The organism is Xanthomonas campestris pv. asclepiadis (genome assembly GCF_020784175.1).
Taxonomy (GTDB): domain Bacteria; phylum Pseudomonadota; class Gammaproteobacteria; order Xanthomonadales; family Xanthomonadaceae; genus Xanthomonas; species Xanthomonas campestris_D.
This window is the reverse complement of record NZ_JAJGQM010000039.1, coordinates 1-18,340: the sequence shown is the minus strand read 5'-3', so window position 1 is coordinate 18,340 and position 18,340 is coordinate 1. Positions and strand designations below refer to the sequence as shown.

Genomic DNA, 18,340 nt, shown 5'->3' with positions numbered 1-18,340 from the left:
CTTAGGGTGAAGCGCGATGCAGTGTCTTCATGCCCGTGGCAGGTTCGCCGGGCCATGCATCTCCCCCGCGAATGCTTCAGGAGTCACCCATGTTGCCCTCCCCCACTCCGACGCGCCGGCTGTCCAGCCGTGCGTTGTCATTGCTGCTGCTTGCCAGCGTGCTGCTTGCAGGCGTGCCCTTGGCACATGCACAGAACCGCCTGAAGTACGCAGGCGTCAATCTGTCCGGTGCCGAAATCAAATCCTCGCAAAAGCCCGGGGTGCTCAACGTCGACTACCTGTATCCGGCCGCCAGCGATTACCGCTACTTCGCCGGCAAGCACATGAACATCATTCGGCTGCCGATCCTGTGGGAACGCCTGCAACCCAAGGCCGGCGGCGAGCTGGATGCAGCGCAGCTGGCGCTGATCCGCCAGGCCGTGGCCAACGCCAAGGCCGCCAAGGTCTACCTGATCCTGGATATCCACAACTACGCCAGGTATTACGGCAACAAGATCGGCAGTGCACGCGTGCCGACCAGCACCTTCAACGATCTGTGGCGACGCCTGGCAATCGCCTTCAAGAACGACAACAGCGTGATCTTCGGGCTGATGAACGAGCCTTACGACATCAATCCGCAATCCTGGGCCAACGCGGCGCAGGCCTCGATCGACACCATCCGCAAGACCGGCGCCAACAATCTGATCCTGGTGCCCGGCGCGCTATGGAGTGGCGCGCACAGCTGGTACTCCACCGTCGCCGGCCAATCCAACGCAGTGGCGCTGGCCTCCATTCGCGACCCGCTCAATCGCTACGCCATCGAAGTGCATCAATACCTGGATACGGACTCCAGCGGCACCAGCGCCGGGTGTGTCAGCAGCACTGTCGGTGCCGAGCGCCTGCGCAGCTTTACCCAATGGCTGCGCATCAATCACAAGCAGGGGTTTCTCGGCGAGTTCGGCACCGGCGACAACGCCACCTGCAACAGCGCACTCAACGGCATGCTGGGGTATCTGGAGACCAACCGCGACGTGTGGCTGGGCTGGACCTGGTGGGCCGCCGGCGCGTGGTGGAACCGCACCTACCCCTTCAACGTGCATCCCGATGCGCAGGGCCGCGACAAGCCGCAGATGTCGATCCTGAGCGCGCGCGCAAAACGCATCACCCATTAGTCGAAGCACGCCGCGAGCGAGGGTCACCCGTCGCACGCGGCGCAGCAGGCACCCGGCACTGGCATGCACGCGCAGTGCGTGCGATGCCAGGCAGCAACCGTGCCCGGCCGCGGTGAGCACAGTCCTTCCGCAATAACGCCAGCACACGGCGCGCGCTAGCGCTCGCCATGTGTGCGCGCGCAACAACGCTGCCGCGTCAGTGATCCGACGTCGCAGCGTTGACGGCGAGCGCATCCATTCGCCGATTTTTCGACAGCGCCATGCATGCGATGGCGGTGCCGACAAGCGTGCGCGACCGCTTTTCAACGCGGGCGCGTTACAGCGTGCTGTTCCAGAACGTGACCCCTGCGGTAAGTGACTGCGACCCAGCCAACACATTTAATTCACACGCGATGTGGTGGGCAATTAGGCACGGCAGATGCATTGGTTACGACAGGTGTGGCGCACCTCGCGCAGATCGCACGCAACCCGCTGCGACACACCATCCCCGTCGTCTAAGGAGTTGTTTTATGTCTGCTGTCTCTCAAACGCTGCGCACCATTTTCCGCTGCGCCCTGCTCTGCGTCCTGTTCGGCACATTCGCACCCGTTTACGCACAAACCCGCGCACTGAAATATGCCGGCGTCAATTTATCCGGCGCCGAATTTGCATCGTCCAAGAAACCCGGTGTCCTCAATAAGGACTATATGTATGCCCCGGCCAGCGATTACACCTATTTCGCCGGCGTTGGCATGAATACGATCCGCCTGCCGGTGCTGTGGGAACGCCTGCAGCCGAGTGCACGCGGCGAACTGGATCCGACCCAACTGGCTCTGGTAAAGCAAGCCGTGGCACGCGCCAAGGCATCGGGCATGTACCTGGTGCTGGACATCCACAATTACGGCAAATACTACGGCTACAAGATTGGCGGCGACCAGGTGTCGAACGCCACCTTCGCCGACCTGTGGCGCCGCCTTGCGCTGGTATTTCCCAGCGACAACGCCGTGATCTTCGGGCTGATGAATGAGCCCAACGGCGTATCGGCCAGCGGCTGGGCAGCCACTGCACAGGCAGGCATCGATGCGATTCGTGCCACCGGTGCGAACAATCTGATCCTGGTGCCTGGCGCATTGTGGACCGGTGCGCACAGCTGGTATTCGCCCACCAACGATGGTTACTCCAACGCAACCGCATTGGTCTCGATCTACGATCCGCTCAATCGCTACGCGTTCGAGGTGCATCAGTACCTGGATGCCGACTCCAGCGGCACCACCAATGTCTGCGTCAGTGCCACCATCGGTGTCGAGCGCCTGCGCAGCTTCACCGAGTGGTTGCGCACCAACCACAAGCGCGGATTCCTGGGCGAATTCGGCACCGGCAACAACCCGGTCTGCAATGAAGCGCTGCGCGGCATGCTCCGCTATATCGATGCCAATGCAGATGTCTGGACGGGCTGGACGTGGTGGGCTGCCGGCTCGTGGTGGAATGTCAGTTACGAGTACAGCGTGCATCCCAACAAGGACGGCACCGACAGGCCGCAGATGTCCATCCTCTCGCCCCAGGCCGTTCGCGCCACACGGGTTATTCCATAATCCGAGGCACGTGGGTTGTGAGTCAAACGAGCCGCCGCAAGGCGGCTCGTTTTTGCGTCCTTCGCACGCGCTGCGTGCCGGATGACAGGACGAATAACGCGATTCCGATGTCACACCACGCGTCCTTCCGAAACGCTATTTTATAAACATGCCTGCCACACCACTGCACTGTGGGCGCATCATCACCAGCGCTTGAGCTCACTGAACTGTGGCAATGACTTTTTAATGGCTTTCACCTGACAGCGATAAGGCCACGTCCAGCATGGGCGTACTTCACTGCAGGAGCATCACATGGCACATCGACTGATGAAGACCGCGCTGATCGGCGCACTGGCATTGGCGGCGCAAGGCGCGTTTGCGCAGGCCGCCGCCGACAAGCCGGCCAAGGCACTGACCTCCAGCGAGGTCACCAGCATGCTGACCGGCAAGGGCTACACCAAGGTGCACGACGTCAAGTTCGAACACGGAGTGTGGACCGCCGACGCACGCAGCGGCGACGGCAAGGACGTGGATGTGCGTATCGATCCGGTGACCGGCCGCGTCTATGGCGACCAGACCACCTCCAAGCTGAGCGAGGCCGATATCCGCGCCGCGTTGTCGACCGGCGGCTATTCCAACGTGCATGACCTCAAGTTCGAAGACGGCTTGTGGAAAGCCGATGCCGAGCAACGCGGCGGGCAGAAGGTGGATCTGCATGTCGATCCGGAAGACGGGCACGTGGTCAGCGTGGACAACGATTGACCAACGCGCCTTGGAATCGGTGGCGTGCCGACAGGGCCGCCGCGTCGATGACAACGCGTTGAAAGCAGCACGCTTGAAGGCATGGCGCAGCATCTCGACGATGCATCGATAAGGATCGTGATTCGTCGGCAATCGTCACGGCCAGGACGCATCCAACGCAAAGGGCCTCCAACAGGAGGCCCTTTGCGTTGATGGCGATAGGCGGGCGTGCCGCTGCGGCTTACCTTGTGGACGGCATCACGACGCCATGCGGTGGCTGCATGTCATCGCGTGCAGCCCTGGCTCGATCAACGCGCCGGTGCCGTCTTCCTGCCCTCTGCAGCGGCGTCTTTCCCGGCGTCGGGCGCCGCTGCCGCAGCGCCCGCTGCGGGCTTGCCGGCCATCATGCGATCACGCGCCGCCTTGAACGGGTTGCCGGCATACCAGTTGGGCCAACGCTGCCCGGCAGCCACTTCCTTGCCCACGCCGTACACCGCCTGCAGGTCTTCGATGGTGCCATCGAGTTTCCAGGTGGCCGCATCGTACTCGTCGCCCGGGGCGTGATAGCGATTGCGCCCGTAATCCTCTGCAGCCGCGCGCCCGGCCGCGGTGCCGCCCTCGCGCAGGTCTTCACCGCCATCGGCATACAGCGCCGGCACGCCGGCCTTGGCGAAGTTGAAGTGATCCGAGCGGAAATACGAGCCGCTTTGCGGCGTGGCCTCGGCATGCAGGGTGCGGCCCTGCATCGCGGCGATCGGCTTGAGGATGTCTTCCAGCTCCGAACTGCCCATGCCCACCACGGTGACATCACGTGCGCGCCCGGCCACCGACATCGCATCCAGGTTGATCACCGCCGCGATCTTGTCCAGCGGAAAGCTCGGGTTGGCCACGTAGTATTTGGAACCGAGCAGGCCCGATTCCTCCAGCGTCACCGCCACGAACACCACCGAGCGCGCCGGCTTGGGATCCTGATGCGCGAACGCGTCGGCAATTTCGAGAATGCCGGCCACGCCGGTGGCGTTGTCCACCGCGCCGTTGTAGATGTTGTCGCCACTTTCGCCCGGATGCTTGCCCAGGTGGTCCCAGTGCGCCATGTACAGCACCGCCTCGTCGGCGTGGCTGCTGCCCGGCAATACGCCGACCACGTTGCGCGAGGTCTTTTCGGCGATGCTGCTCTTCAGGTCCACCGACCAGCTGGCCTTCAACGGCACCGGCTTGAAGCCGCGCTTGCTGGCGTCCTTGTAGGCCTGTGCCAGGTCCAGCCCGGCATTGGCGAACAGCTGCTTGGCGGTCTCGGCGCTGATCCAGCCCTGCACCGGCAGGCGCGGATCGGGATCGTCCTTGGCCGGCAGGTCGTATTGCGGGCCGGCCCAGGAGTTCTTCACCACGTCCCAGCCGTAGCTGGCGCCCGGGGTGTCGTGCACGATCAGCGCAGCGGCCGCGCCCTTGCGGGCGGCCTCTTCGAACTTGTAGGTCCAGCGCCCGTAATAGGTCATGCGCTTGCCGTCGAACAGCGTGGCATCGCCGGTCTGGAAGCCTGGGTCGTTGACGAACATCACCACCGTCTTGCCTTTCCAGTCCTGGCCGGCGTAATCGTTCCACTGCTGTTCGGGCGCATCCACACCGTAGCCGACGAACACCAGCTCGCTGTTGTCCAGCTTGACCTCGGCCTGGCCGGTACGCGTACCGACCACGATGTCGCTGCCGAAGGCCAGGGTACGGGTCTGCTCGCCGCTGCGCAGGGTCGGCGCGGTGGCCGCATCGGCGGTGGTTTCCACCATCGGCACGTCCTGGAACCAGCTGTCGCCGTTGCCCGGCTGCAGGCCGATGCGCTGCATCTGGTCGCGGATGTAGGTGACGGTCTTCTCTTCGCCGGGGGTCCCGGGGCCGCGCCCTTCGAAGTCGTCCGAGGCCAGCGTCTTGACCAGCTCGGCGAAGTCGCCGCCGGTCAGCTCCGGCGAGAAGGCGTGGCGACTGACCGGGGCGCTGGGCGCGCTGTCGGCCGGCACCTGCGCGGCGGGTGCGCTCGGCGCATCGGCGGGTTCACGCTTGCAGCCGGCCAGGGCCAGCGTCGCGGCCAGGCACAACAGGATCTTGCGGGGCATCGGGACTCCTCGTGCGGCGAAGGTCCCCCGATTCTAGGCGCTGGCCCCGTGGTCGGGGCGTCAGTCCCTGGGTGCCACGTCGCTGTCGAAGCTGCGCGCGGTGGCGCCGGTCACGGCGCCGATCTTCGCGGTGCGGTGCACGTACAGGCTGACCTCGCGCTCGAACTCCAGCGGGCCATCGACCACCGCATCCGGGCCGATCACCACCCGCGGCTTGCGCGCAGGCTTGAACGAGAAGCTGAAGTTCGGCTTGGTGACCTCGATTCCGCCACGCACATGCGAGCGCACCCCGACGGTGATGTCGCCGTTGACGGTCTCGATGCCCTTGCCGAGCTCGGTTTCCACCAGGCCGATACTGCCGTTGACCGTTTCCACGCCGCCGCTGATCCGGCTGCCGCGTTCCACCAGCACGCTGCCGTTGACCGTCTCCAGCCCGCCGGACACCACCACCTTCTGGCCCAGCGTGATCGCGCCATTGACCGTGGAGACATCGCCGGTACGGGCGTTGTCGCCGATCTGGATGCTGCCGTTGACCGTTTCCACGCTGCGGGTCTGCGCGCCGGCGCCGATCTCGATGGAACCGTTGACGGTATCCAGCCCGCCATAGACCTTGCCGGCCTCGGCGCTGATGCGGCCGTTGACCTTGCTGATGTCCTCGTCGGCCCAGGCACTTGCGCAGACCAGGGACAACGCCAGAACGAGATGCTGGGCTTTCATGCTGAACCTTGCGCGGCGGCGGCTGTCTTGGGCGTGGCGGCGATCACACCATGCTTGGCTACAATCGCGCACCTGCCTGAAGTCATTGGACCTTTCGTTGCCCCTGTCGCCCGCACCGCGATCGCGCCTGCCGTCCGCCCCCGTCACCAGCCGCTCCCGCGCGTGGCTGGCGGCGACCGTGCTGGCCTGCACGCTGCTGGGCAGCACCGCGGCCGGTGCGCAAAGCCAGCGCGAAACCGAGCGCAAACTGCAGCAGCTGCGCGACGAACTCAAGACCATCAGCGCCGACCGCCGCGAGCTGGAGGGCAAGCGCGGCAACGCCGCCCAGCAGTTGCGCCAGGCCGATGAGAAGGTGGCCAGGACCTCGCGTGCGTTGAGCGAGACCGAATCGGCAATGCGCGAGCAGGAACAGCATCTGGGCAAGCTGCAGCAGGACCGTGCGCAGCTGCAGCGCGGCCTGCAGAACCAGCGCGTGCAGCTGGCCGCGTTATTGCGCGCCGCCGATCAGGTTGGCCGTAACGCGCCGCTGAAGGTGCTGTTGTCGCAGGACACCGTGGGCGATGCCACGCGCATGCTGGCCGATCACCGCTATGTGCAGAACGCACGCGCGCAGCGCATCCAGGCGTTGACCACGCAGCTGGATGCCTTGACCAAGGTGGAGCAGGACATCGCCAGCCGGCGCCAGGCGCTGGATGCGGCGCGTGCGCAGCAAAAGGCGCAGGCCGCGTTGCTGCAGAAGGATCGCTCGCAACAGGCGGCGACCGTCGCGCAGCTGGACGACCGCTACAAACAGCGCGCCGAACGCGAAAAAGCCCTGGGCCAGGACGCCAGGTCACTGGAGCAGCTGCTCGCCAACCTGCGCGCGGCCGCCGCCAAGGCCGAGGCCGAACGGCGCGCCGCCGCCGAAGCCGCAGCGCAGGCGAAGCGCGGCAACGCCGATCGCCCTGAGCGTTCCGGCAAGACCCCGCCCAAGGTCATCGCCAGCGCGCCGGCCCCCAAGGTCGGCGGCCTGAGCTGGCCGGTGTCGGGCAACCTGCTGGCGCGCTTCAACGCCCCCTTGCCGGACGGCCATACCAGCAAGGGCATGCTGATCGGCGCGCCCAAGGGCAGCACCGTCACCGCGGTGGCCGATGGCACGGTGGTGTTCTCCGACTGGATGACCGGCTACGGCATGATCCTGATCGTGGACCATGGCAACGGCTACATGAGCCTGTACGCGCACAACGACACGCTGTTGCGCGACGCCGGCGCGTCGATCAAGCGCGGCGAAGCGGTGGCCAAGGTCGGCAGCTCGGGCGGGCAGGGCGTGCCGGCGCTGTACTTCGAACTGCGGCGCAACGGGCAGCCGGTGGATCCGTCGAGCTGGTTGCAGCGCCGCTGAGTGCCACGCACGCCGGACGCGCCGGTGCATGAGCGTCGCCCTACCTGGCCCTGCCAAGTCAACGCGGATTTACCGCGGCTTCGCGCATAATCCAGACCGCTCCGTTGCGGGGCGTCTTATTCTCTTTGTCGGAGTGCTTCATGCGCGTAGCCGTCCTGTCCGTTGCCCTGTCGCTGGCGTTGTTCGCCTCACCCGGTTGGGCGCAGAAAGCCAGTCCCGCCGCCGCCCAGGCCACTGCGGACGATCCGGAAGCCAACGAAGCCGCCGTCTCCAAGGTGCCGCTGGACGAGATCCGCCGCTTCGTGGCGGTGTACAACGCGGTCAAGCAGGCCTACGTCGACCCGGTTGAAGACAAGAAGCTGATGCACGCCGCGGTGCGCGGCCTGCTCTCGGACCTGGACCCGCACAGCACCTATTTCGACAAGGAAGATGCCGAAGCCTTCGACGAGCAGGCCACCGGCGCCTACGACGGCATCGGCGTGGAATTGCTGCAGCAGCAGGACAACACGCTCAAGGTGATCGCGCCGATTGACGACACCCCGGCCGCACGCGCCGGCATCCGCGCCGGCGACGTCATCGTGGCCATCGACGGCAAGCCGATCGATGCCAGCAAGGCGATGGAGCCGTTGCGCGGCGAATCCGGCAGCAAGGTCGTGCTGACCATCGTGCGCGACAAGGCGCCCAAGCCGTTCGACGTGACCCTGCAGCGCGAGACCATTCGCGTGGCCAGCGTGCGCAGCAAGCTGCTGGAGCCGGGCTATGGCTACATCCGCATCAGCACCTTCCAGGCCGACACCGGTGCCGACTTCCAGAAGAACCTTAAGCAGCTGCAGGCCGGCGGCAAGTTGCGCGGCCTGGTGCTGGACCTGCGCAGCAACCCGGGTGGACTGCTGACCTCGGCGGTGCAGGTGGCCGACGATCTGCTCGACAAGGGCAACATCGTCAGCACGCGCGGGCGCATCTCCATCAGCGATGCCAAGTTCGATGCCACCCCGGGCGATCTGCTCGGCGGCGCGCCGGTGGTGGTGCTGGTGGACGCCGGCTCGGCCAGTGCTTCGGAAGTGCTGGCCGGCGCGCTGCGCGACAACCAGCGCGCGCGCATCATCGGCAGCCGCACCTTCGGCAAGGGCTCGGTGCAGACCGTGCTGCCGCTGGACAACGGCGACTCAGTCAAGCTGACCACCGCGCGCTATTACACCCCCAGCGGCAAGTCGATTCAGGCCAGCGGCATCGTGCCGGAAGTGCTGCTCACCCCGGAACCGCAACCGGGCGATGCCGACGTGCCGGCCAGCCTGGCCGACTTCAGCGAAGCCACGCTGCCGGGCCATCTGCGTGGCGATGCCGAAGGCGAGGAGGGCTACAGCGCCGGCGACGTGCTGCCGGGCGATGGCCCGATCGCCTCCGCGCTGGCCGAGCTCAAGCAGCCCGGCTCGGCGGCCAAGGCGCAAGCCGCGCTCAAGGCCAAGGCGCAGGCAGCGCAGAAGGCCAAGGCCGCCAAGCCCGCGGCCGACCCCAAGCCGCCTGCCGCGCGCCCGGCAGCGGCCGACAAGCCCAAGCCTGCCGACAAGCCGAGCGAACCGGCTGAAAAGGCCAAGCCCGCGCCGCCAGCCGCACCAGCGGCGCCTGCGCCGGCCGAACCGGTCAAGTAATCCGGCCACAGCGCAGCGGGTCAATCACCCGCTGCGCGTTCGGCCGATCGATACGCGTCGGCACTGCCACGCCACCTGCACGCATCCCTGGATCACCCGGCCACCACAGCGCCGGCGGGTTTGGACCCCGAGGCGTTCGTAGGAGCGACCCCGGTCGCGACAAGCCTCCCCGATTGCACGATCACTACGGCGTCAACCACGCGCTATCGCGCAATCGCCAACGCCTCGGGATTGACCAGGTTGCGCGGCGCACCGGCGGCAAACGCCAGCACATTGTCGAACGCCGCTTCGAAGTACAGCGCATAGCTGTCGCTTTCCACGTAGCCCAGATGCGGCGTCGCCAGCACGCGTGGATGCTGCAGCAGCGGGTCGCGCGGATCCAGCACCGGCTCGCGCTCGAACACATCCACCGCCGCCTGTGCCGGCCGGCCCGCATCCAGCGCGGCCAGCAAGGCGCCGGGCGCGATCAGTTCGGCGCGGCTGGTGTTGACCAGCAACGCGTCCGGGCGCATCCGCGCCAGATCCTGCGCACCGACCTGGTGGCGGGTCTGCGCCGTCAGGCGCCGATGCAGCGACAGCACATCGCTGCGTTCGAACAGCTCCTCGCGGCTGCCGGCGATGGCGAAGCCATCGCGCGCGGCCTGTGCGCACGAGGCCTCGCCGCCCCACACCAGCACCTGCATGCCGAACGCACGCCCGAAGCCGGCCACGCGCTGGCCGATCCGCCCGTAACTCCAGATGCCCAGCGTACGCCCGTGCAACGCGCGCCCCAGGCCGGGATCGCCCAGCGCCTGCCAGCGGCCCTGGTGCAGCGCGCGCTGGTACTCGCCCAGGCGCCGGCTGGCCGACAGGATCAAGGCCCAGGTCAGTTCGGCCGGCGCCACCGGCGAGCCGACGCCTTCGGCCACCGCCACCCCGAACTCGGTGCACGCGGCTACGTCCACGTGCGCGCCGATGCGGCCGGTCTGGCTGATCAACTTCAGGCGCGGCAGCCGCCGCAACAGCGTGGCGTCCACGCGGGTGCGTTCGCGGATCAGCACCAGCGCATCGGCTTCGACCAGCCGCTCGGCCCATTCGTTGGGGTCGGTGGCCAGCGCGCCCAGCACCTGCACATCGTGGCCGTGCAGGCGCTGCAGGCAGGGCAGGTGACGCACGGCGCCCTGGTAATCGTCGGGCACCAGGATGCGCATCAGCGTGGCTTGGTCGGCAACGGGAACGGCGTGACCACCTTGTCGCCGGTGGTGGCGTCGCGGATCACCGACTGGCCCTTCTTCTCGACTTCCTCGATGCGCACGATGCTCTGCATCGGCAGGTGCAGCGTCTTGGTGTTGCCGAACTCTTCGCGCAGGCGCTCTTCGGTGGGATCGACCACCAGCCCGTCGTGCACGTCGAACACCAGCTCGCCGATCTGATTGAAGCCCCACAGATGGCTGCCGGTGACCTGGCGGGCGTAGAGCTCGTAGACCTTGCCGTGATTGAGGAAGGTGACTTTGTACAGAGGCTTGGACATGCGGCGATTATAGGCGCGCCACCGCGCAGCGACGCAGCGCGCGGCCAGCGCACTGCTGCGCCCCGGGGGGCGCGCCTTGCGCCAACCAGCGCCGCGCTAGAACCCGTGGCGCTTGCGCAGCCGCCGCGCGATCGCCGCGCGCACATACAGCCCGTAGACGATGCCGAAGACGAACCCGGCGATATGCGCCGACCACGCCACCATGCCGAAGGCCGGGCCGATGTAGGCAAACACCACCTGCAGCAGCGCCCAGGCACCGATCAGCAACGGTGCTGGTACCCGGATGAATTCCAGAAACACCCCCAGCGGCAGCACCACGCCCAGCTTGGCGCCGGGGAACAGCGCCAGATAGGTGCCGATCAACGCCGACACCGCACCCGAAGCGCCGATGATCACCCGGTCCGGCGTGCCGATCGCGAAGATCGCCGCCAGATTGGAGGCCGCGCCGCCGACCAGGAACAGCAACAGCAGGCGCCACGGCCCGAGAATGCGCTCGGCCGGCAGCCCGAAGATCAGCAGGAACACCAGGTTGCCGAGCAGGTGCGACCAGTCCGCATGCAGGAACAACGCGGTGAACAGCCGCAGCACGCTGCCGTCGCGCAGCGTCGCCCACCAGTCGCCCAGGTTGGACACGCCGCTGGACAGCGCGCCCCAGTCCAGCCACAGCGTATTGCGCGCCTCGCCGGGCCGGCTGATCGACCATAGATAGGCCAGCCAGACGGTGGCGAACAGCAACGGCACTGCCCAACGCGGGGTGGGTTTCTTGCGGGAGGGGAGAGAGACGAACATCGGAGTGGCACTCTAGCGGGTTCACGCTCCTGAACCCATCCCTAACCTGTCCAGCCGATCAAAACCTACTTCGTTATTGTTCGGTTAATTGTGGTGGGTATACTGCGTACGGCGTCGTATGTCGGGGGGGGGTCTCCGGCGCGCTCCAGCAACCATTTGGCGCTGGGCGCGGGCGCTGTACCGACCACTGCAGTCTTTATCCGGAGAGCACCATCTTATGTCTACCGCTTCCACTCTCAGCCGCGCCACCCTGTTGGCCGTCGGTATCGCCGGCGTACTGGCCGTTGGCCAGGCCCACGGCGCCGCCTTCCAGTTGAAGGAAAACAGCGCCAAGGGTCTTGGCCGCGCCTTCGCAGGTTCGGGCAGCGCCCCGGACGATGCCTCGATCATCGCCAACAACCCGGCCGGCATGCGCCAGCTGGACGGTCGCCTGTTCCAGGCCGACGTCAGCGCCATCAGCTTCTCGGCCAAGTTCCAGCCAGACACCGCCACCTATGCCAACGGCGCCCCGGTCTCCGGCGGCAATGGCGGCGACGCCGGCATGATCGCGCCGGTCCCGGCGCTGTACTTCCACGTGCCGTTCGGCGAGAACGACAACATGCACCTGGGGACCTCGCTGACCGTGCCGTTCGGCTTCAAGACCGAATACGACCGCGACTGGGTCGGCCGCTACCACGGCACCAAGACCGAGCTGCAGGCGATCGACTTCAATGTCGCGTTCTCCTATGACGTGAACCCGTACGTGTCCTTCGGTGCCTCGGTGTTCGCCGAGCGTCTGGATATCGATCTGGCCAATGCGGTCGACTTCGGCAGCGTGCTGGCCGCGCGCCGCGTGCCGGGCTTCGCACCGGGCAGCGCCGATGGCTACTCGCGCATCAAGGGCGACAGCACCGAAGTGGGCTTCACCCTCGGCGGCCTGTTCAGCATCGACGAGAACACCCACATCGGTTTCAGCTACCGTTCGCAAGTGGATCACAAGATCACCGATGGCGATGCGGACTTCACGGTCCCGGGTGGCCCTGCCGCGGTTCTGGCAGCCGCCGCGCCGGGAACCTTCGTCGACACCAAGGGCCGCGCCACCGTCAGGCTGCCGGCCAGTGCCACCGCCAGCTTCACCCACAACGTGAACGAGCAGTGGTCGATCATGGCCGACGTCACCCGCACCGCCTGGAGCAAGTTCGACCAGGTGACCGTGGACTTCGCCTCCAACCAGCCCGACAGCGTGCTGGACTTCTCCTACCGCGACACCACCTTCGCCTCGATCGGTGCCGACTACCGCATGAGCGAGACGCTGACCCTGCGTGGCGGCCTGGCCTACGACCAGACCCCGACCACCGCCGAGCATCGTGACGTGCGCGTGCCGGACGCGAGCCGCAAGTGGGTCTCGCTGGGTCTGAGCTGGCGTCCGTCGCAGCAGGCCGAATACAACTTCGGTTACACCCACCTGTTCACCAGTGACCCGACCAGCGACACCCGCAGCGCCACCGGCGACCGCCTGGCTGGCAGCTACACGGTGAAGGGCGACGTGCTGGCCGCTTCGGTCAACTACAAGTTCTGATCGTCGTAGCCCAACGCGTGTAACGAAAAACCCCGCTTCGGCGGGGTTTTTTCGTTGCTGCCTTGCGCGCGCCACCACGTGCGTCACAGGCCGGCGGCTGATTGCGGCTGCGCAAGTAGATTCCTGCAGACGATCTGGGCAAGCGCGTCAGCCGGCGCCATCGCAATGGCGTACTGGCTGGCGTGGCGAGCGCGTGGTGCATGCTGAGGCGCTGTCTTTCTGGGCGCCGCAGCGCTGAAGCATGCAGCGGCGATGCCTCATGGCAATGCGCCGACCGAGGCCGCGTACGCCGCCGGACGCGCTGTGCAGGTGGCAGCGCAGATTGCTATGGTCGTGCGCATGAGCCAACCCGACTTCATCCAGATCACCGACAACGCCGTCTCGCGCGAGGATTGCGCGGCGATCGTGCAACGCATGCGCGCCAGCCAGCAGCTGCAACCCGGGCGCGTGGGCAGCGGTGTGTTTCCCGAACTCAAACACAGCCGCGACCTGCGCATCAGCGGCGTGGCCGAATGGGCGGCGGTGGAAAACCGCCTGCAGCACGCCGTGTTCGAAGGCGTGCTGACCTATCTGCGGCGTTATCCACAAGCCTTGATCTCACCGCTGATGCTGCAGGTCACCACCGCCGACGGCAGCCCGCACCGGCTGGTGGCCGAAGACATCGTGCAGATGAGCGACCAGGCACTCGGCGACCTGGCCCGCACCTGCCTGCGCCCGGGCGCGATCAACCTGCAGTGGTACACCGCCGACCAGGGCGGCTATCCGTACTGGCATTGCGAACTGTATCCACGCGATGCCAGCGCCGACACGCTGCACCGGCATCTGCTGTGGACGCTGTACCTCAACGAGGAGTTCGAGCAGGGCGAAACCGAATTCCTGTTCCAGCAGCGCAAGGCCCGCCCGCGCACCGGCAGCCTGCTGATCGCCCCCACCGCCTTCACCCACACCCACCGCGGCAACCGCCCGGTCGGCGGCGACAAGTTCATCGCCACGAGCTGGATCCTGTTTCAGTCGGCAAGTGCCTTGTACGGCGGGGAATCGGGAATCGGGAATCGTAACGGCAACAGCAATTCGCAACAGCGCGGCTTTGTTGCGATTCCCGATCCTCCATTCCCGACTCCCCGCCCCTAGAACAGACTGCCTTGCGGCGATTGCGGTACCGGTTTGGCCGGTGGAGCAGGGCGGCGGAATTTTCCCGTGGCCAATGCCGGCATGGCGCGTGCGTCGAAACCGCTGCGGCGGTGGGCCAGGGCGAAGCGGCGTGCCAGCAACTCCGCGTACACGCCTTGGCCGCGCATGCGTGCGCCGAAGGCGCTGTCGTAATCCTTGCCGCCGCGCAATTGCTGGATCGTGCTCATCACGTGCTCGGCGCGTTGCGGGTAATGGGTCTGCAACCAGTCGCGGAACAGGGGGGCCACTTCGTGCGGTAGCCGCAGCAACACATAGCCGGCACTGTACGCGCCGGCATCGGACGCGGCCTGCAGGATCGCTTCCAGCTCATGGTCGTTGATCCACGGGATCACCGGCGCGACCATTACCCCGACCGGCACGCCAGCCTCGTGCAGCGCACGCATCGCGCGCAGGCGGGCATGCGGTGCGGATGCGCGCGGTTCCAGCCTGGCCGACAGATGCGGGCCCAGCGTCGTCACCGAAAAATGCACGTTGACCAGGCCCTCGCGTGCCAGCGGCGCGAGCAGATCCAGGTCGCGCGTCACCAACGCATTCTTGGTGATCAGCGTGAACGGATGCCGGGTCTCCCACAGCACCTCGATCAAGCGCCGCGTCAGTGCGCGTTTGCGCTCGATCGGCTGGTATGCATCGGTGTTGATGCCCAGTGCAATCGGGCTGGGCACATAGCCCGGGCGCGACAATTCGCGCCGCAACAGCTCCGGCGCATTGGTCTTGGCAAACAACTTCCTCTCGAAATCCAACCCGGGCGACAGGTTGAGGTACGCATGCGAGGGCCGTGCGAAACAGTAGCTGCAGCCATGCTCGCAGCCACGATACGGATTGACCGATTGCGAAAAGCCGATGTCCGGCGATTGATTGCGGCTGATAATGCTGCGCGCGGTTTCCTCGGTGACCTGCGTGCGCAATGCCGGCGCGGCGAACTCCTCGCTGTCGTCGGCGTGCCAGCCATCGTCCACGGGTTGTTGGGTGGTGGTTTCGAAGCGTCCGGGTAGGTGGCCGGTCGCACCGCGGCCCTTGATCGCAGTTGCCATCGCGTCATCGTACGGCCGGTAGGTCTCAATCGATGCGACCAGGGGCGCGCCACGATGAAGCTTTCAGACCCGGCGCGGCGATCGTGTTGGCCGCATGGTCATCGCGGCGGTGCGTGCGCCCCGTAGAATCCGCGCATGCTCGCATCCGTACAGGGCGCGTGGGATCGGCTGGCCACCATTCCCCACCTAGAAGCGCTTCTCCTCGCCGCCTACGTGCTGTACCTGCTGTGGATCGCCAGCTGGATCGTGCTGCAGAAGCGCGAGCCGGTGGCCACGCTCAGCTGGGTATTGTCGCTGGCCGCGCTGCCGTATCTGGGCCTGCTGATCTACTACTGGCTCGGCCCGCAGAAGGTCAAACGCCAGCGGCTGCGGCGCGGCCGCTCGCGCTCGGGCATGGAGAGCTACAGCAGCGTCTGCCCGCCGGACGCCGACTGCACCGAGCTGGCCAAGATCGCCCAGTCCACCACCGGCCTGGCCCCCAGCAGCGCCACCGAAGTGCACTGGCTGGTGGATGGCGCGGCCACCTATGCGGCCATCATCGAAGCCATCCGCGGTGCGCGCGACCACATCCATCTGGAGTACTACATCTTCCAGCCCGACCACAGCGGCACCGCGATCTGCGATGCGCTGATGGAGCGCGCACGCGCCGGCGTCAAGGTGCGCCTGTTGATGGATGCGGTGGGCTCGTCGGCGATGACCCGGCGCAGCTTGCGGACGCTGCGTGCGGCCGGCGTGGAGACCGCCTGGTTCCATCCGTCCCAGCTGCTCAAGCCGTTCAAGCGGCCGTGGTTGAACCTGCGTACCCACCGCAAGGTGGTCGTGGTCGACGGCAGGATCGGCTTCACCGGCGGCATCAACGTCACCGACGAAGAGAACGAGCAGGTCCGCAGCGATGCCTACCGCGACCTGCACATGCGCCTGCAGGGCCACGTGGTGCGCAGCCTGCAGCTGGTGTTCCTGGAGGACTGGCTCTACGCCACCGGGCAGGGCCGCGCCGCCTTCCACGGCCAGCAGCTCTGGCCCGAAGACGTGCCGAGCCGTGCGCAGGGCGATGTCGACGCGCAGGTGCTGATCTCCGGGCCGGATTCGTCGTGGGAGTCCATCCACCGGCTGATGGTCGCCGCGATTCATGAAGCCCGGCATCGGGTCTGGCTGGTCACGCCGTATTTCGTGCCCGGCGAAGCCGCGCGCATGGCGCTGACCTCGGCTGCACTGGGCGGCCTGGACGTGCGGCTGCTGGTACCGCGCGTCAGCGACTCGCGCCTGGTCACCTACGCGGCGCGTTCGTATTTCGACGAGCTGCTAGAAGCCGGCGTGCGCATCTACGAATACGGCCCGCGCATGCTGCACACCAAGGCGCTGCTGGCCGACGACGAGGTCTGCATCGTCGGCAGCGCCAATTTCGACAGCCGCAGCTTTCGCCTGAACTTCGAGCTGTCGATGCTGTTCCGCGACCAGGCGGTGGCCGCCGAGCTGGCCGGCTTAATCGACGCCGACCTGCAGCACGCGCAGGAAGTACGCTTCGTGCGCCACCGACCGTTGTGGCGCTCGCGGCTGCCCGAAGCCTGCGCACGGCTGTTGTCGCCGCTGCTGTGAGCCGCATCGGCGCGCCCACGTGGAACCGTGCCGGGCGCGGCGCTACACTGCCGCCACTGATCGGGGAGCTCGTCATGCACTGGCTGTTTCTGCTTATGGCATTGGGTGCGCTGGTGCTGGCCTTCAGCACCCCGCACGTGTGGTTGCTGGTGGCTTCGCTGCTGGTGGCACTGCTGTTGCTGTTGCTGTGGACGCGCGGCTGGTTCGCCTCGCGTATGGGCGATACCCAGCGCGACACCAGCAGCCTGATCGACCCGGCCGAGCTGCGCCGCCTGCGCGAGATCGCCGAAGCCCGCAAGGCGGCCGCCCTCAACGCCACGCGCGACGGCGAGCCGCAGGCCTGAGACCGACGCAGTGACCACCCAGCTCAGCGTCAACGTCAACAAGATCGCGGTGTTGCGCAATTCGCGCGGTGGCCACGATCCGGATGTGGTGCAGGCCGCACGCACCTGCATTGCCGCCGGTGCGCACGGCATCACCGTGCACCCGCGTCCGGACCAGCGGCATATCCGCCCCGACGATGTGCTGGCGCTGAGCGCGCTGACGCGCGAGCACGGCGTCGAATTCAATATCGAAGGCAATCCGTTTGCGCCACCGCGCGACGGTTATCCGGGCCTGCTGGAATTATGTCGTGCCACCCGCCCCGAACAGGTCACCCTGGTACCGGATGGCGATGGACAGCTGACGTCCGACCACGGTTTTGATTTTGCCCAGGACACCGCCCGACTCGCCACGCTGATCGCCTCGTTCAAGGCGATCGGTGCTCGCGTCAGCCTGTTTGTCGATGCAGGCAATCCCGATATTGCGCAGGCGGCAGCACTCGGTGCAGACCGCATCGAGTTGTACACTGGCCCGTATGCGCACGCGCATCTGAGCGGCCAGCCGGATGCTGCATTCAAGCTGTTTTCCGATGCGGCGCAACGCGCAGCCGCTGCAAGTCTTGGCGTCAATGCGGGACACGATCTGTCGCAGGTCAATCTCGGTGACTTTCTCAGCGCTGTCCCGGGTGTGCTCGAAGTCTCGATCGGCCATGCATTGATCAGCGAAGCCTTGTATCAAGGCCTGGACACAACGGTGCGCGCCTATCTGGACATACTGCACGGCGCATCGATCAGCACTTGAGATAATCAAGTCGATTATGTGGATGTGTCGCTAGTTGCCGGATATTGAATCGGGGCAGGGTTTCTACCCCGATTCAATCGTTATCGGCAACTTACAGCTGATTCACCAGACTGGTTAATCACCCATTTACTGCACAAAACTGATGCGATCCACCTGCGCATTCTTGGCCGCAGCGGTAATCCCCCCGCCCATTAGCTGACGCCAGAAGTGGAATTTTCTCGTCCCCTTTCCCGAGGAGGTTCCATGAAG

The 18,340-nt window shown here is 66.3% G+C and carries 15 protein-coding genes and 1 pseudogene; 10 read left to right on the top strand and 6 right to left on the bottom strand.

The window, feature by feature from the left end:
- Positions 1–161 precede the first annotated feature (161 nt).
- The 3 genes from LL972_RS16175 (at position 162) to LL972_RS16165 (ending at position 3,463) form a co-directional block, all read left to right on the top strand.
- A complete protein-coding gene (locus LL972_RS16175) occupies positions 162–1,151 on the top strand; it encodes a glycoside hydrolase family 5 protein (protein ID WP_228328475.1) in 990 nt (329 codons plus the stop codon).
- A 509-nt stretch (positions 1,152–1,660) separates the two neighbouring features.
- A complete protein-coding gene (locus tag LL972_RS16170) occupies positions 1,661–2,722 on the top strand; it encodes a glycoside hydrolase family 5 protein (protein WP_228328474.1) in 1,062 nt (353 codons plus the stop codon).
- Between the two features lie 291 nt (positions 2,723–3,013).
- A complete protein-coding gene (locus tag LL972_RS16165) occupies positions 3,014–3,463 on the top strand; it encodes a PepSY domain-containing protein (protein WP_228328456.1) in 450 nt (149 codons plus the stop codon).
- A gap of 287 nt (positions 3,464–3,750) precedes the next feature.
- Here LL972_RS16165 and LL972_RS16160 read toward each other — a convergent pair whose 3' ends face one another.
- Complete coding sequence (locus LL972_RS16160; RefSeq protein WP_228328455.1) at positions 3,751–5,547, bottom strand: M28 family metallopeptidase; 1,797 nt, start codon at positions 5,545–5,547, stop codon at positions 3,751–3,753.
- A 60-nt stretch (positions 5,548–5,607) separates the two neighbouring features.
- Complete coding sequence (locus LL972_RS16155; protein WP_104586254.1) at positions 5,608–6,264, bottom strand: hypothetical protein; 657 nt, start codon at positions 6,262–6,264, stop codon at positions 5,608–5,610.
- Positions 6,265–6,361: 97 nt separating this feature from the next.
- Here LL972_RS16155 and LL972_RS16150 point away from each other — a divergent pair, with 97 nt between their 5' ends.
- Together LL972_RS16150 and LL972_RS16145 are read left to right on the top strand one after the other, a co-directional pair.
- Positions 6,362–7,645 carry a murein hydrolase activator EnvC family protein gene (locus tag LL972_RS16150; RefSeq protein WP_228328454.1) on the top strand — a complete coding sequence of 428 codons (1,284 nt, stop codon included), beginning with the start codon at positions 6,362–6,364 and terminating at the stop codon, positions 7,643–7,645.
- Between the two features lie 140 nt (positions 7,646–7,785).
- Positions 7,786–9,294, top strand: a complete 1,509-nt coding sequence (locus LL972_RS16145; RefSeq protein ID WP_228328453.1) for a S41 family peptidase — start codon at positions 7,786–7,788, stop codon at positions 9,292–9,294.
- A gap of 203 nt (positions 9,295–9,497) precedes the next feature.
- Here LL972_RS16145 and LL972_RS16140 read toward each other — a convergent pair whose 3' ends face one another.
- The 3 genes from LL972_RS16140 to LL972_RS16130 form a co-directional block, all read right to left on the bottom strand.
- On the bottom strand, positions 9,498–10,484 hold the full coding sequence (locus LL972_RS16140; protein ID WP_228328452.1) for a D-2-hydroxyacid dehydrogenase family protein: 987 nt from the start codon (positions 10,482–10,484) through the stop codon (positions 9,498–9,500).
- Positions 10,484–10,804: a DUF1820 family protein gene (locus LL972_RS16135; RefSeq protein ID WP_016901574.1), complete on the bottom strand. Its 321-nt coding sequence runs from the start codon at positions 10,802–10,804 to the stop codon at positions 10,484–10,486. The genes LL972_RS16140 and LL972_RS16135 overlap by 1 nt, the downstream gene beginning before the upstream one ends.
- A gap of 96 nt (positions 10,805–10,900) precedes the next feature.
- Complete coding sequence (locus LL972_RS16130; protein ID WP_003482177.1) at positions 10,901–11,593, bottom strand: rhomboid family intramembrane serine protease; 693 nt, start codon at positions 11,591–11,593, stop codon at positions 10,901–10,903.
- Between the two features lie 217 nt (positions 11,594–11,810).
- On the opposite strand from LL972_RS16130, the gene LL972_RS16125 reads away from it, so the two are divergent.
- Positions 11,811–13,151 carry an outer membrane protein transport protein gene (locus tag LL972_RS16125; protein WP_228328451.1) on the top strand — a complete coding sequence of 447 codons (1,341 nt, stop codon included), beginning with the start codon at positions 11,811–11,813 and terminating at the stop codon, positions 13,149–13,151.
- Positions 13,152–13,490: 339 nt separating this feature from the next.
- Positions 13,491–14,189, top strand: a pseudogene (locus tag LL972_RS16120) (2OG-Fe(II) oxygenase); the annotation flags it as partial.
- Positions 14,190–14,278: 89 nt separating this feature from the next.
- Here the strand turns inward: LL972_RS16120 and LL972_RS16115 are convergent.
- The gene (locus LL972_RS16115) at positions 14,279–15,373 is read right to left on the bottom strand and encodes a PA0069 family radical SAM protein (RefSeq protein WP_228328450.1); all 1,095 of its coding nucleotides are present in this window, start codon (positions 15,371–15,373) and stop codon (positions 14,279–14,281) included.
- Positions 15,374–15,508: 135 nt separating this feature from the next.
- On the opposite strand from LL972_RS16115, the gene cls reads away from it, so the two are divergent.
- The 3 genes from cls (at position 15,509) to LL972_RS16100 (ending at position 18,091) form a co-directional block, all read left to right on the top strand.
- Positions 15,509–16,969, top strand: a complete 1,461-nt coding sequence (gene cls / locus LL972_RS16110; protein ID WP_228328449.1) for a cardiolipin synthase — start codon at positions 15,509–15,511, stop codon at positions 16,967–16,969.
- A 74-nt stretch (positions 16,970–17,043) separates the two neighbouring features.
- Positions 17,044–17,313 (top strand): hypothetical protein, encoded by a 270-nt coding sequence (locus tag LL972_RS16105; protein ID WP_024939143.1) that lies wholly within the window; start codon positions 17,044–17,046, stop codon positions 17,311–17,313.
- Positions 17,314–17,323: 10 nt separating this feature from the next.
- Positions 17,324–18,091, top strand: a complete 768-nt coding sequence (locus LL972_RS16100; RefSeq protein ID WP_228328448.1) for a pyridoxine 5'-phosphate synthase — start codon at positions 17,324–17,326, stop codon at positions 18,089–18,091.
- Positions 18,092–18,340 lie beyond the last annotated feature (249 nt).

Bases quoted from the DNA above. Each gene is read 5' to 3' on its own strand.
- LL972_RS16130 (WP_003482177.1), bottom strand. From the start codon at position 11,593: ATGTTCGTCTCTCTCCCCTCCCGCAAGAAACCCACCCCGCGTTGGGCA.
- LL972_RS16170 (WP_228328474.1), top strand. From the start codon at position 1,661: ATGTCTGCTGTCTCTCAAACGCTGCGCACCATTTTCCGCTGCGCCCTG.
- LL972_RS16165 (WP_228328456.1), top strand. From the start codon at position 3,014: ATGGCACATCGACTGATGAAGACCGCGCTGATCGGCGCACTGGCATTG.
- LL972_RS16140 (WP_228328452.1), bottom strand. From the start codon at position 10,484: ATGCGCATCCTGGTGCCCGACGATTACCAGGGCGCCGTGCGTCACCTG.
- LL972_RS16160 (WP_228328455.1), bottom strand. From the start codon at position 5,547: ATGCCCCGCAAGATCCTGTTGTGCCTGGCCGCGACGCTGGCCCTGGCC.
- LL972_RS16155 (WP_104586254.1), bottom strand. From the start codon at position 6,264: ATGAAAGCCCAGCATCTCGTTCTGGCGTTGTCCCTGGTCTGCGCAAGT.
- LL972_RS16105 (WP_024939143.1), top strand. From the start codon at position 17,044: ATGCACTGGCTGTTTCTGCTTATGGCATTGGGTGCGCTGGTGCTGGCC.
- LL972_RS16115 (WP_228328450.1), bottom strand. From the start codon at position 15,373: ATGGCAACTGCGATCAAGGGCCGCGGTGCGACCGGCCACCTACCCGGA.
- cls (WP_228328449.1), top strand. From the start codon at position 15,509: ATGCTCGCATCCGTACAGGGCGCGTGGGATCGGCTGGCCACCATTCCC.
- LL972_RS16135 (WP_016901574.1), bottom strand. From the start codon at position 10,804: ATGTCCAAGCCTCTGTACAAAGTCACCTTCCTCAATCACGGCAAGGTC.
- LL972_RS16145 (WP_228328453.1), top strand. From the start codon at position 7,786: ATGCGCGTAGCCGTCCTGTCCGTTGCCCTGTCGCTGGCGTTGTTCGCC.
- LL972_RS16125 (WP_228328451.1), top strand. From the start codon at position 11,811: ATGTCTACCGCTTCCACTCTCAGCCGCGCCACCCTGTTGGCCGTCGGT.